The 12,858-nt window shown below is 74.6% G+C and carries 12 protein-coding genes and 1 pseudogene; 6 read left to right on the top strand and 7 right to left on the bottom strand.

All coding sequences use genetic code 11. From position 1 onward, the window contains the following. Window positions 1–140 precede the first annotated feature (140 nt). The gene (locus S1361_RS02310) at window positions 141–1,364 is read right to left on the bottom strand and encodes a PP2C family protein-serine/threonine phosphatase (RefSeq protein ID WP_208030170.1); all 1,224 of its coding nucleotides are present in this window, start codon (window positions 1,362–1,364) and stop codon (window positions 141–143) included. Continuing rightward, the gene (locus S1361_RS02305) at window positions 1,361–2,470 is read right to left on the bottom strand and encodes an FUSC family protein (RefSeq protein WP_208030169.1); all 1,110 of its coding nucleotides are present in this window, start codon (window positions 2,468–2,470) and stop codon (window positions 1,361–1,363) included. The genes S1361_RS02310 and S1361_RS02305 overlap by 4 nt, the downstream gene beginning before the upstream one ends. A gap of 1,615 nt (window positions 2,471–4,085) precedes the next feature. On the opposite strand from S1361_RS02305, the gene S1361_RS40220 reads away from it, so the two are divergent. Further along, a complete protein-coding gene (locus S1361_RS40220; RefSeq protein WP_425087964.1) occupies window positions 4,086–4,511 on the top strand; it encodes a hypothetical protein in 426 nt (141 codons plus the stop codon). An 82-nt stretch (window positions 4,512–4,593) separates the two neighbouring features. Here the strand turns inward: S1361_RS40220 and S1361_RS02290 are convergent. The 4 genes and pseudogenes from S1361_RS02290 to S1361_RS02275 form a co-directional block, all read right to left on the bottom strand. Further along, window positions 4,594–5,004: pseudogene (locus tag S1361_RS02290) on the bottom strand (SRPBCC family protein); the annotation flags it as partial. A gap of 70 nt (window positions 5,005–5,074) precedes the next feature. Further along, the gene (locus S1361_RS02285) at window positions 5,075–6,181 is read right to left on the bottom strand and encodes a phosphotransferase family protein (protein WP_208030167.1); all 1,107 of its coding nucleotides are present in this window, start codon (window positions 6,179–6,181) and stop codon (window positions 5,075–5,077) included. Window positions 6,182–6,226: 45 nt separating this feature from the next. Further along, window positions 6,227–6,457 carry a response regulator transcription factor gene (locus tag S1361_RS02280; protein WP_208030166.1) on the bottom strand — a complete coding sequence of 77 codons (231 nt, stop codon included), beginning with the start codon at window positions 6,455–6,457 and terminating at the stop codon, window positions 6,227–6,229. Between the two features lie 182 nt (window positions 6,458–6,639). Continuing rightward, window positions 6,640–7,455 carry a serine hydrolase gene (locus S1361_RS02275; RefSeq protein WP_208030165.1) on the bottom strand — a complete coding sequence of 272 codons (816 nt, stop codon included), beginning with the start codon at window positions 7,453–7,455 and terminating at the stop codon, window positions 6,640–6,642. A 195-nt stretch (window positions 7,456–7,650) separates the two neighbouring features. Here S1361_RS02275 and S1361_RS02270 point away from each other — a divergent pair, with 195 nt between their 5' ends. The 5 genes from S1361_RS02270 (at window position 7,651) to S1361_RS02250 (ending at window position 12,086) form a co-directional block, all read left to right on the top strand. Next, window positions 7,651–8,676, top strand: a complete 1,026-nt coding sequence (locus S1361_RS02270; RefSeq protein ID WP_243769045.1) for a permease — start codon at window positions 7,651–7,653, stop codon at window positions 8,674–8,676. Next, window positions 8,673–9,407: a TIGR03943 family putative permease subunit gene (locus S1361_RS02265; RefSeq protein ID WP_208030164.1), complete on the top strand. Its 735-nt coding sequence runs from the start codon at window positions 8,673–8,675 to the stop codon at window positions 9,405–9,407. The genes S1361_RS02270 and S1361_RS02265 overlap by 4 nt, the downstream gene beginning before the upstream one ends. Window positions 9,408–9,593: 186 nt before the next feature. Further along, window positions 9,594–10,196 (top strand): Rv1733c family protein, encoded by a 603-nt coding sequence (locus S1361_RS02260; RefSeq protein ID WP_208030163.1) that lies wholly within the window; start codon window positions 9,594–9,596, stop codon window positions 10,194–10,196. Between the two features lie 189 nt (window positions 10,197–10,385). Continuing rightward, a complete protein-coding gene (locus tag S1361_RS02255; RefSeq protein WP_208030162.1) occupies window positions 10,386–10,841 on the top strand; it encodes a peptidoglycan-binding domain-containing protein in 456 nt (151 codons plus the stop codon). Between the two features lie 180 nt (window positions 10,842–11,021). Then, window positions 11,022–12,086, top strand: a complete 1,065-nt coding sequence (locus S1361_RS02250; protein ID WP_208030161.1) for a YihY/virulence factor BrkB family protein — start codon at window positions 11,022–11,024, stop codon at window positions 12,084–12,086. Between the two features lie 22 nt (window positions 12,087–12,108). Here the strand turns inward: S1361_RS02250 and S1361_RS02245 are convergent, their stop codons facing one another. Next, window positions 12,109–12,858, bottom strand: a complete 750-nt coding sequence (locus S1361_RS02245) for an SDR family oxidoreductase (protein ID WP_208030160.1) — start codon at window positions 12,856–12,858, stop codon at window positions 12,109–12,111.

Raw genomic sequence — 12,858 nt, 5'->3', positions numbered from 1 at the left:
AGTCGCGCTCGCCCGCCCGTCAGGCGCACCGTCATTGGGCCGGACAGTGGAACCCTGCGGCTGTTCGGGCGTACGGAGGCGCCAGGGGGTCCGGCCGGACGCGGTCCGCGCCGGCGGGGGCAGCCCGGCAGGGGACCCGTTCACGGGCCGGTGTGCCGGGGCAGGGAGCACGGGGAGTCCGGTCGGCCGGGCAGTCGCTCCAGTGCCACCAGTGCCGCGTCGTCGCCGAGGTCGCCGCGTACATGGCGGACGAGGTCGCGGCGCAGACCGGCCACCATCGCCTCCAGGGGCCGGCCGGCGTGCGCCTCGACGCGGGCGGTCAGGTCGAGGAAGCGGCCGCGCCGGTCCCGGGCCTCGATGAACCCGTCCGTGTACAGCAGCAGCCGGTCGCCCCGGCCGAACGGCAGGGTCTGGACGGGCGGTGGCGTATCCAGCAGGTCGCCGAGGCCGAGCGGGGCACCGGGCTGGTCGGGGAGCACGCCGTGCACCCGCCCGGCGCGCACGAGGAACGGCTCGGGGTGCCCGCAGTGCACGAGGCGGGCCACCGGCTCGCCGGGCGGGAACTCCACCAGCAGCGCGGTCGCGAACCGCTCGGTGAACAGCACGCTGTCCGTCCGGCCTTCCTCCAGGATGCCGTCGACGGCGGCGATCTGCCGCCGGGCCCGCTCGTCCAGACGCTCGGCGATCCGCGTCAACGACCGCTCCCGGTAGGCGAGTTCGCGGAAGGCGCCGAGCAGCGCGGCGGAGGCCCCGACGGCCGGCAGCCCCTTGCCCCGGACGTCGCCGACCAGGATCCGGGTGCCGTACGGCGTGTGCAGCGCCTCGTAGAAGTCGCCGCCGATCCGCGCCTCCGACTCGGCCGGCAGATACACCCCGCGCAGGGCCAGCGAACCGATCCGGTGGGGGAGGGGGTGCATCAGCGCCCGCTGTGCCGTCTCCGCCACCGAGCGGACCTGCTGCAACTGGCGTTCCCGGCGCCCGCGCAGGCAACAGGCGGCCATCGAGGTCAGGCCGACCACGAACAGGGTGAACAGCACGACGTCGGAGTCGGGCCGCCCCCACTGCCCGGCGTCGGCCTGGAGCAGGGCGGTCACGGCCAGCGCCGCACAGCTCAGGGAGGCCGTGGCCCACGGCGGGAGCAACACCGAGGCCAGCACGGGCACGGCGGCCATCACCGGTGACACATGCAGCCAGTCGGGGGTGAGCAGATCGGTGAGGGCGACGACCGTCATCAGGGTGACGGGGGCCGCCGCGAGGAGGACACGGGACCGGGTGAGGCGGCGGATCGGGGTCCGGACCGGGCGCCGGGGACCGGTGCGGGTACGGGGCTGAGGGGTGGTGTGCGCAGCAGTGGTGTGGGTCATCGTCGCGAGGTGGGCCGTAGCGGGCCGAGGGCCCGGTGGGTGCGGACGGGTGGGGCGGGCGCCGGCGCCGACAGGCAGGACAGGGCCGACTCCAGGTGCCGGAGCAGGCGGCCGGCCTCGGCGCCGGTGGCCGGGGGATCGCGGCGGGCGGTGCCGAGCCGGGTCAGGGCCCGCCGGGTCGCGGGCAGGGCGGGGTGCGGCCGGCCGCCCCGGCAGGAGTAGGCGCACAGCGCGGTCGTGCGCAGCAGCCGGGCGTACGGCTGCGCGAAGGCGGTGCCGGGACCGGAGGTGCCTGCCGCCATCGGGTGGGCGTCGAGAAGTCGGCCCGTGGCGGTCAGCTCGCGCGCCACCTCGGACAACGTCCGCAGCACCCGGCGGTCCAGGTGCCAGCGCCGGTGCCGGGCCGCCGGCCGTACGTTCCACCGCAGGCTCTCGTGCGCCTCGTCCACGGCCGTGCGGGCGTGCTCCAGGGCCCGGTCGAGGTCCTGCTCCCACGCGGGGCCGAGCACGTCCCGGGGGCGCCCGCGGCCCACGACCGTGTCGGCCAGTCCGTCGAGATACCGGGCCACCAGTACCCGCAGCTCCTCCAGGGCCCGCTCGGCGGACCGCACCCGCACGGCCGGGAGCAGCAGCGCGCTGCACGCCAGGCCGAACGCGATGCCGAGCACGATCTCCGCCAGGTGGGAGACCAGCTCGCCGGGGTGCCGGCCCCGGACCAGGGCGAACGTGATCAGCGCGGTCGTCGGCACATGGATCCCGTGGTGCCCGAGGAACCCGCGCCGGGCGAGCAGCACGGAGGCGAAGACGACCAGGGCCAGGCCCGCCATGCCGGGCCGGACGTACAAGGCGCCGGGTACGGCGACGAGCACGCCGAGCAGACAGCCCGCGCCGTACCGCAGGGCGGCGGAGGCCGTGCGCACCACCGTCGTCTCGACGATGAGCAGTGCGGCGACGGCCCCCGCGTACGGGTCGGGCGTGTGCAGCAGTGCCGTACAGGTCTGCCACGTCAGCCCGGCGGCCACGGTCGCCCGGGCGGCCTCGGCGCAGTGGGTGCGGCCGAGGCGCCGCGTCCGTGCCGGCAGAGCGGACCACCATGCCCCGCGCATGCCTCGTCGCCCCTTTCCTCGTCGGGATCAGCGGGCCGCTCGGTCGGCCCGGCAAGGCCGCCCAGGATAATCGGACAAATAGGGCATGAGGCAAATAAGGGTTGTGTAGGAAAGGGTCTGCTTTCGGGCCTCTGTCGGGCTCGCTCCCGCGCCCGTACACTGCGGATCCGCAGACATGCAGGGGCAGTTGACCGGGGGGAGCCATCATGTCCGGAGGTCCGTACGGTCCGAACCAGGGGTACGGCGGACCGCCGCTGCCGCCCATGCCGTCGGCGCCGCCACCCCGGCCCGCGGGTCCGCCGCCCGCTCCGCCGGACCCCTGGCGGGCCGCCGCGGTCGCCCTGCTCAACCTGAGCGGCCTCGGCCTCGGCTACGCGCTCCTGCGCCGCTGGGTGCCGACCGCCGTCTGCTGGGCGGCGACCGCCGCGCTGCTGCTCGTGGCGCTCCCGGCGGACGCCGACGGCGTCCCCGGAGCGGCGCTCGCCGGTTACGCCGTGCTCCTGCTGGCGGCGACCGTCCACGGCGGGTTCGCCGGACTGCGCACCCGGCTCGCCCGGCCCGGCAGGGCGCCCCTGGCGCTGCTGCTGGGCGTACTGCTGCTCGCCCTACCCGCCGGCGGCGCCCTCTGGTACCAGGACGCCCACGAGGAAGCCGTGGAACAAGCGCTGCTCGGCCGCCTGGAGCGCGCCGACGACCTGGTGGCCGAGAGCGGCCGGCGGTCCTTCGGCTCCGCCACACCGGACTACCGAAGAGCCCTCGACGTCTACCGCGACATCGCCGTGGACCACTCCGGTTCCCGCGCGGCCCGCAGGGTCCCCGACAGCCTGCGCACCTACTACACCACCGTCGGCGCGGCCTACGGCCACGGCCGGTACTGCGACGCCGTGGAGCCGCTGAAGTACCTCCGCACCGTGCCGGACACGATGCCCGAGGAGCAGCTCGGTTCGCTGGCCGGCTGGCCCGACGACCGGCTCGCGAACGCCCTGTACGCGTGCGGGGAGCAGTCCCTGGCGGCCGGCGAGGGGGACTGGGTGAACCGCTTCGGCGACCTGCTGGACACCTTCCCGCGGTCCGGGGCGGCGGCCAAGGTGGTGCCCGCCGTCGACGCGGCGGTGGCGAAGCAGGAGAAGGCCGTCGACGGCGACGATCCCTGTGCGGCCGTCGAGCGGCTGCGCGACCTCGACACCCGGATCGGCGACCTGGCCGGCTCGGCCCGGGACGCGGACGGACGGCTGGCGAAGACCGCGAGCCGGGCCGGCCGCAGCGGCGGCTCGGGAACCTACGCGTGCGGTGTCGACCAGTACAAGGACGGCGACTTCGCGGCGGCGCAGAAGACCATGGAGCAGTTCGCCGCCGACCACGAGCACGACAGGAACCGGGCCCGCGCCGAGAAGGTCGCCATAGCCGCCGAGGTCGCCCAGACGCTCCCCGCGGCCGGGAAGAAGCTGCCCACCACGGCCTCCGGCGGCAGCATCTCCGTCACGGTCAAGAACGACAGCCCGGACGACATCACCGTCCTGTACACCGGCCCGGTCACCGGCAGCTTCACCCTCAAGGGCTGCGGCGGCTGCAAGGCGTACTCGTTCGCGGAGACGGTCTTCAAGACCTTCAAGCCCTGCCGCGACAGCAGCAGGAACTACCCGCAGCGCACGATCAGCCTGCCCGTCGGCACCACCTACTTCGTGCACAAGCCGAACGGCGGCGGCACCGCGACCCCGGCCTCGGACACCGCCAGGCTGAGGTCCGGCTACATCTACACCGAGTGCGCCTACTCGACCCAGCGGCTGGGGTCCGGCTACTGACCGGCGACGGGGGTGTGGAGGCGCCTTCGCGGTCCCCGGCGGCGAACGCCGGGGGACTGCACCTGGCGGCCACCCGCAACTCCGTGCACTGGGAGATGGTCGCCCAGGCCGGGCAGGCGGGCGGCGACCGACGGCTCCTCGCCCTGGCGAGCGACTGCCACCCGCGGACCCTGCGCCAGATCCGCTGGACCGACACGATGATCAAACAACCGTCGCCGCAGACGCTGACCAGCGTCTGAGTGCGCGACCGTCCCGCCCGGGCCCAGCCGCGGGTCCGAGCACCTCCCGCGGAGGCCGGCGCGCGGCAGGCGCGGCAGCTGAGCCGCCCGCGTTGTCGACCCGCAGCCGCACCTGATCCTCCAGCCTGCGCAGGCTCCCGTCGAGGGCGTCGTTCACCACCTGCTCGCCCGGATCGTGGCCCTCGTCGAAGAAGGACAGGTGCACGGTCACCTCGCTGGCCCCGCTGCCGATGCCCGCCACCTGGAGCCAGCCGGTGTAGCTGCCCTGCTCCCGGGTGCCCCACTCCAGGCGCATCTGGTCCGGCTCGGAGCGCAGCAGGGCGGGCATGTCCTGCCCGGAGCGGTCCTCGTGCACGGTCACGGCGGGCGGCTCCTCGACGTCCACGTGCAGGGCGTCCGGGAGCCAGGCGTCGAGCTGGCCGACGTTGGCCGCCTGGTCGAAGACGTGCTCGGGCTGTGCGGGCATGGTGCGGGAACGCTCGTACTCGGCCATCGTGGTACCGCCCCTCCGGTCGGAAGTCGTACCCCGACCGCGTGCCCCTTCCACGGCGGCCGAAAAGCCCCTAGGGCGCCCCGCCCCCCTCGCCCGGCTCCCGCGGCCCGCGGTTCCGGAAGGCGGGATACTCCGGCAGCGGGGCGGTCTGCCAGTCACGGGCGAGGCCGTCCAGCAGCAGCTCCATGGTGCGGGCCAGCGCCGGGAACTCCGTGAGCGTGCGCGCCGTCTCCCAGCGGTGCCGCAGCAGCTGCCGCACCGTCGGGACCGGGCGCCGGCTCCGGTGCATGGGCCGGTCCTCGCCGGCATGGGGAAGCAGGTACACGGTCCCGTGGACCGTCCAGAGCGCGATCGCCGCGCGCAGCCCGGCCTGCCACACCGGGTCCTCGGCCAGCTCCGGATAGACGGCCGCGACCTCGGCGCGATAGGTCTGCTCGACCTTCCGGGCCAGGTCCGCGGGGAGCCGGAAGACGCACCAGCAGGTGGAGAAGGGCATCCGGCAGTAGGCGGCGGTCAGGAAGACCGACTGGAAGGTCGCGCTCTCGAAGTCGATCAGGCGCAGGCCGTCCGCCGTGAGCAGGTTGTTGTCCGGGCAGGTGTCGCCGGGCGTGAACGCCGGACAGCGGTCACGGGCCGCCGCGCCGATCCGGGCCAGCTCATCGGCCAGGTCCGGCGGCACGTCGACCCCCGACTGCGCGAGCAGGGCGGGAAGTCCGGCGGTGCAGCGCTCGATCCACGGGTCGTCCGGCCCCGAGGGCACACCCTGGTCGAACCGGGCCGCCAGCCGGGTGAAGTCGGCGTGTCCGGTCACCGAGCCGGCGGCCAGCCGGCCGAGTGCGCCGGCCCAGGCCAGCAGGCCGTCCGTCGCGGCCTTCGGATCGTCGCCGAGCAGTACGTCCGCGAGTGTCGGTGCGGCTCCCAGGTCCTCCATCACCAGCAGCGGCGTGTCCGGGTCCACACCCAGCAGGGCCGGTCCCGCGCCGAGGGACAGTGCGGCGGCCTCCGAGGCGAAGGAACGCAGCGCCTCCGGTTCCCTGCCGAACGCCTTCACGACCACGGTGCCGCCCGCCGCGGTCCGGCAGCGCAGGACGGAGCTGCGGCGGCTGCCGCCCAGGTCGACCGGGTCGGACAGCTCGGTCCCGAGCAGTGCGCCGGCCGTTCGCAAGATCAGATCCATCCGGGCATCCTGCCACCGTCGCCCGGCGCGCCGGGCGCCCGCGGCTCACAGACCCAGGGCGATGGCCATGCGGGTCAGCTCGGCGGTGTTGGTGATGTTGAACTTGGCCCGGATGCGGCGCAGGTAGGCGTCCACGGTGTGGGTGGACAGTCCCATGTGGCGGGCCGTCTGCAGGTAGGTCCGGCCGGCGGCGATGTGCCGGAGCGTCTCCCGCTCGCGCGGAGCCAGCGCGGGGGCGGGGGCTTCGGTGTGCGACGGGGCGAGGATGGCGCTCATGGTGATTCCTCCGGCGGAACGGCTGGGGGGCTGTCCGGTTAGGGCGATTTGCCCTTGTTCCACCAGATTGCTTGCCGTACTGCATGAAGCTGTCCGCCGACTGTCACAGACGTGTCACAGGGGCCGGAGCGCTGGTTTGAACCAGTGCTCCGGCCCCTGTCCGCCGCTGCTCCCCGCTTCCCTCAGGTCACGGCGGCCCGGGCCGTCCGCTCCACCAGGGACACGCCGTCGCCCATGGACGCGCTGCCGTCCGACAGGACCGCGACGAGGTACCGGTGTCCCTTGACCGTGACCCGGCCGACGCTGTTGACGTCCCACAGGCCCGTGGTGTTCCGCTCCAGCCAGCCGTTCTTCAGGGCCCGCCCGGAGTCCTCGGTGCCGGCCGCGGAGACACCCCAGCTCTGCTCGGGTGCGACCTGGCTCATCAGGGTCCGGACATAGGCGCGGGACCGCGCGTCGAGCCCGCCGGAGCCCGCGCGCACCGTGCCCCCGGTGCCGAACACCGCCCACAGCAGCCGTATCTGGTCGCTCGCTGTGGTCCGGGTCAGGCCCCACTTGCCGCCCGGCCCGCCCGTCGTCGAGGTCAGCCCGAGGCGCTTGTTGGCCGCCGCCAGCCCGGAGGCCCGGCCGATCTGCCGCCACAGGGCGTCCGCGGCCGCGTTGTCGCTGCGCCGGATCATCGGCTCGGCGCGTTTCCGTTCCCGCGCGGTGAGCTGCCGTCCCGCGTCCTGCGCCTGGAGCAGCAGCGCCGCGAGGATGTCGACCTTGACGATGCTGGCGGTGTCGTACGCCCGGTCCTCGCCGTGCAGCACAGGGGCGCCGCCGGCGCCGTCCAGGTCGAGTACGGCCGCCGTGGCGTGCGCCGGGGTGTGCCCGGAGGATGCGGTCGTGGCGGCCGCGGCCGGGGCCGGGTACAGGAGGCCGGCGGAGAGCAGGGCCGATGCCGAGGCCAGCAGAGCCCCGGCCTTGCTCGCGGTGCGGGAGGGGCGGGAGGACATGGGTCACGAACGTAGCCACCGCGCGCGCCCGGCGACGTGGCACCGGTCACCTTCGGCCCGGATTCGCCCGGATTGTGAGAAGAGCCACCGATGGAGCGCATTGCGGGGCCCGGCTCGCCCCCGGGGCGGCGTGTACGCACGGCCGGGCCGTCTCCCTCGCTTATCGTCGGCCGGACACCGACATCCGGAGTGAACATGGAAAAAACGGATGAACTGGTTGGTGTGGCGGCCGTACCCCTCGGCCCGGCCGTGCGCCGTATCCGGCCCTGGCCGCTCGGCGCCGCCCTCGCGCGCACGGCCGCCGCCACCGCCGTGCTCCTGCTGGCCGGCACACAGTGGCTCGACGATCCGGCCGTCCAGGCCTGGCGCACCGTCTGCCTGGCCATCACCGTCCAGGCGCTCCCCTTCCTGCTCCTCGGCACCGCCCTGTCCGGTGCCATCAACGCGTTCGTGCCGGCCGACCTGTTCACCAGAGTCCTGCCGAAGCGGGCAGCCCTCGCCGTACCGGTCGCCGGGGTCGCCGGCGCGGTCCTGCCGGGCTGCGAGTGCGCCTCCGTCCCGGTCGCCGGCAGCCTGATCCGCCGCGGCGTCACCCCGGCCGCCGCCTTCGCCTTCCTGCTCTCCGCGCCGGCGATCAACCCCGTCGTGCTCACGGCCACCGCCGTCGCCTTCCCCGGCAACCCCGCGATGGTCGCCGCCCGGCTGCTCGCCTCCCTCGCCACGGCGGCCGTGATGGGCTGGCTGTGGCTCTGGCTCGGCAGGGAGGAGTGGCTGCGCCCTCTGCTGCGCCACCGGCACACCGGCCACCGGCACGGACACAGCCGCTGGACCGAGTTCCGGCTCGGCTTCCAGCACGACTTCCTGCACGCGGGCGGCTTCCTGGTGCTCGGCGCCATGGCCGCCGCCACCTTCAACGTCACCGTGCCGCGCTCCGTCCTCGACACCTTCTCCGGCTCGCCCTGGCTCTCGGTGCTCTTCCTGGCCGCCCTCGCCGTGCTGCTGGCCGTCTGCTCGGAGGCGGACGCGTTCGTCGCGGCCTCCCTCACCGGCTTCTCACCGACCGCCCGGCTCGCCTTCCTCGTGGTCGGACCGATGGTCGACCTGAAGCTGATCGCCCTGCAGGCGGGTACCTTCGGCCGCGCCTTCGCCTGGCGGTTCTCCACGGCCACCACCGTCGTGGCGATCGCCGCGAGCGTCCTGACCGGAGGAGCGCTGCTGTGAAACGCCCCGCCCAGACCCTGCTCCTGACACTCACCGGCATCGGCCTGCTGCACGTGGCCCTCTTCACCGACACCTACCTGCGCTACGTCAAGCCCGGACTGCGCCCGCTGCTCATCGCGTCCGGGGTGATCCTGCTGCTGCTCGGCCTCGCGGGAGCGGCCGCCCGGGACCGGCACCACCCGTCCGGGGACCCCGGTCACGAGCACGGCCACGACCACACCGGCACCCCGCGCGTCGCCTGGCTGCTGTTCCTGCCCGCGCTCAGCCTGCTGCTGTACGCCCCGCCCGCGCTCGGCGCGTACACCGCGGCCCGCGCCAACAGCAAACCCGTCGCCGTGCAGAAGGGCTTCGCCCCGCTGCCCGCGACCTCGCCGCTGCCGCTGACCCTCACCGACTTCACCAGACGGGTCCAGCAGGACCGCAGCCGGGCCGTCGGGCACCGCACCGTCCGGCTGACGGGCTTCGTCACGCCGGCCGGCGAGGACGGCGGCTGGTACCTGACCCGCATCATCTTCACCTGCTGCGCGGCGGACTCCCAGACGGTCAAGGTGCGCATGTACGGCACCGAGGCGCCGCCCGCCGACACCTGGCTGGCGGTGACCGGCACCTGGCACCCGCGCGGCTCCCTCGGCACCAGGACCGCCGAGGCGGCGCTCGATGTCCGGGACGCCACCCCCATCGCCCAGCCGGTGAACGCCTACACCGACGACCTGCCGCTCACGCCCTCCTAGGACCTCCCCCCGGCCGGCCGCGCCGCCCGCACGGTCCCGGCCGGGCAGGAACCCCCGCCTGCGGCGGACGACGGGCGTGGACAGGTGCACGATGGTGTCATGACCCTCGCTCGGGACACCGGGTCCGGGAGACCGCGGGGGCCGCCCCGGGTTCGGGCCGCCGGTGCGCGAGAGGAGGCGGTGACGATGACACGGACACCTCCCACGACGGTCGCCCCGGTGCGGCTGTGGCGGTGGCGGCGCAACCCGCTCAAGCGGCACAGCGACGTCGTCGAGGCCTGGATCGTTCTCGCCGGCTGGCTGCTCGCCCTGGTCGCCGGGGTCTTCGCGGGTGTGGTGGCGGCCCGGACCTCCGAGTCGTCGTTCGCGGCACGGGTGTCCCAGCTGCACCCCGTCTCCGCGGTACTCACCGACGATTCCGCGCGCACCCCGGCCGTGGGCAGCGGATACGACGACGGGCGCGTGTGGGCCGCGGTGCGCTGGACGGACGCGGACGGTTCGGTGCACACCGACCGGGCGAAGGTCTCCTCGGGCGCCCCCGCCGGCACCCGGATCACCGTGTGGACGAACCAGTCGGACCGGGTCGTGCCCACCCCCGTCACCGGAGCGGCGGCCGATCTGCAGTCGGCGCTCACCGGAGCACTCGTCGCCCCGGCGGCGAGCGCGCTGGTCTGGGGCGCCGGACGGCTGGTCCGCGGCCGGCTCATCCGGCGGCGCATGGCCGAGTGGGACGAGGAGTGGAAGCAGATCGGACCCCGGTGGGGGAACTTCAGCGGAGGCAGGGGCTGAGCGCGGGCGGCGTGCGCCCGTGCAGGGCAGGGTGCGCCCCCTGGACATACCGCGGAGGTTGTACACCGGCCGGGCGGTACCGCGGCCGGTGGAGCCGGCAGTCAACTCCCGGGTTGGCGACGGGCCGAGCCCCGGCACGTAGCTTTTGTGCCGTGCCGTGAGGCACTCGTCAACCAGGGGGAGAAACACATGCAGACGAACATCTTCACCAGGACCCTCCTCGCCGCCACGACCACCGTGGCGCTGGCCGCGGGCAGCCTGGCCGCCGCGGGCACCAGCTTCGCCGCGCCCGCGCCCGCGGCAGCCCAGCCGGCGGCGGTCAGCGAGGCCGTCACCCCGCAGGCGGTGAACAACCTCGGCCTGAACGCCACCCAGGCGAAGAAGGTCCAGCGCTGGCTGAAGACGTACTGGAACTACCGGGGTCCCATCGACGGCAAGCTCGGCACCAGCAGCTGGAAGGCCTTCCAGCGCTGCCTGAAGCAGTACTGGGGCTACACCGGCCGGATCGACGGCGTCGTCGGCAAGGGCACGATCAAGGCGCTCCAGCGGCTCCTGAAGAGCGGCTACGGCTACCGCGGTGCGATCGACGGCATCGCCGGCGCCGGCACCAAGGCCGCCTTCAAGCGGTTCGCCAACGCCCACTGAGGTAGGGCACCCCGGTCTGCCCGGACCACCCTCCGCCCCGCCGCCGGGCGGAGGCCTCCGGGCAGACCGCCCGGCGCACGGGATGCCGGGGCGCCTGCCGGGCCGGTCCGGGGGGCACCGGCGGGCGGACGAACCCTCGGTGGAGGGCTTGAGGACGCCCTGCCGGGTAACCCGCACGACATGGCGAAGCTCCACGTACCGCGGCGGCACCACCGGCAGGCCGCCGACGCGACCCCGGCACCGCGGATCCCGGCGCCGGAGGAGGCCGGCCCCGCCCCGGAGGTCGAGCGGCAGGCGCCGCGGACGCCCTCGAAGCTGCCCCGCAGGGCGTGGGCCGCGGCCTTCAAGGGCGCCCTGCGCGAGTTCGCGGACGACGAGCTGACCGACCGGGCCGCGGCGCTCACCTACTACGCCGTCCTGTCCCTGTTCCCCGCCCTGCTGGTGCTGGTCTCCCTGCTGGCCGTCGCCGGCAGGTCGGTCACGGACCGGGTGCTGGCCAACCTCCACGACCTCGCGCCCGGCCCCGCCCGCGACATCGTCACCCGGGCCGTGGAACAGCTGCGCAACGGCGCCGGCGTCGGCTCGGTCATGGCCCTGGCCGGAATCGTGCTCGCCGTGTGGTCGGCGTCCGGCTACGTGGCCGCGTTCATCCGCGCCGCCAACGCCGTCTACGACATGCCCGAGGGCCGACCGGTGTGGAAGATCCTCCCGGTGCGCGTCGGCGTCACCGTCGTCCTGATGATCCTCGCCGTGGCCGGCGCGCTCATCGTGGTGTTCACCGGAGCCCTGGCCCGCCGCGCCGGGCAGGCGCTCGGCCTCGGCGACACGGCGCTGACCGTCTGGGCGATCGCCAAGTGGCCGGTGCTGGTCCTGCTCGTCACCGTGATGATCGCCATCCTGTACTGGGCCACCCCGAACGCCAGGGTCAAGGGCTTCACCTGGATCACCCCCGGCAGCCTCCTCGCCCTGCTGATCTGGATGGCCGCCTCCGCCGGCTTCGCGTTCTACGTCGCCAACTTCGCCTCCTACAACAAGACCTACGGCACCATGGCCGGCGTCATCGTCTTCCTGGTCTGGCTGTGGATCACCAACCTGGCGATCCTGCTGGGCCTGGAGTTCGACGCGGAGACCGTACGGCAGCGGGCCATCGCCGGCGGCCATCCGCCCCGCGCCGAGCCCTACACCCAGCCCCGCGACACCAGGAAGTGGGACGAGGAGGACGTACGCCGCCTGGACGAGACCTGACGTCGGCGCCCTCCCGGCCCCGTCAGGCCGCGTACCCGCCGTCCACCGAGAACTCCGCGCCCGTCACGTAGGCCGCCTCCGGCCCCGCGAGGAACGCCACCGTGGACGCCACCTCCTCGGCCGTGCCGAAGCGGCCCAGGGCGGTCATGGCGGCCTGGCCCGCCGCGTACGGTCCGTCCGCGGGATTCATGTCGGTGTCGGTCGGACCCGGGTGCACGACGTTCGCCGTGATGCCCCGCCCGGCCAGTTCCCGCGCCAGGGCCTTGGTCAGTCCGACGACGGCCGACTTGCTCATCGCGTACAGCGTGGCCCCGGGCCCCGGCACGCGCGCGGCGATGCAACTGCCGACGGTGATGATCCGCCCGCCGGTCCCCATCAGCGCGGCGGCCGACTGGGCGGCCAGGAACACCCCGCGCACGTTCACCGCGAGGAGCCGGTCGACGTCCGCGGGGGACAGGCTCTCCAGCGGTCCCAGCACGCCGACGGCCGCGTTGCCCACCAGCACGTCCAGCCCGCCCAGTTCCTCCGCCGCGCGCCGTACCGCGCCCGCCGCCTCCGCCGCGTCCGCGGAGTCGGCGCGCAGGGCCACCGCCCGCCGGCCCAGCGCCTCGATGTCCCGTACGACGCCCTCGGCCGCGTCCTTGCCGTGCACATAGGTCACTGCCACGTCCGCGCCCTCCCGCGCCAGTCGCCGTGCCGTCGCCGCGCCGATGCCCCGGCTGCCGCCGGTGACCAGTGCCGTCCTGCCGCGCAGATCCACTCGTGAAGTCAT

The organism is Streptomyces cyanogenus, from assembly GCF_017526105.1.
Lineage (GTDB): Bacteria > Actinomycetota > Actinomycetes > Streptomycetales > Streptomycetaceae > Streptomyces > Streptomyces cyanogenus.
Note: the sequence above shows the minus strand (reverse complement) of the source record. Positions and strands in the feature narration are given on the sequence as shown.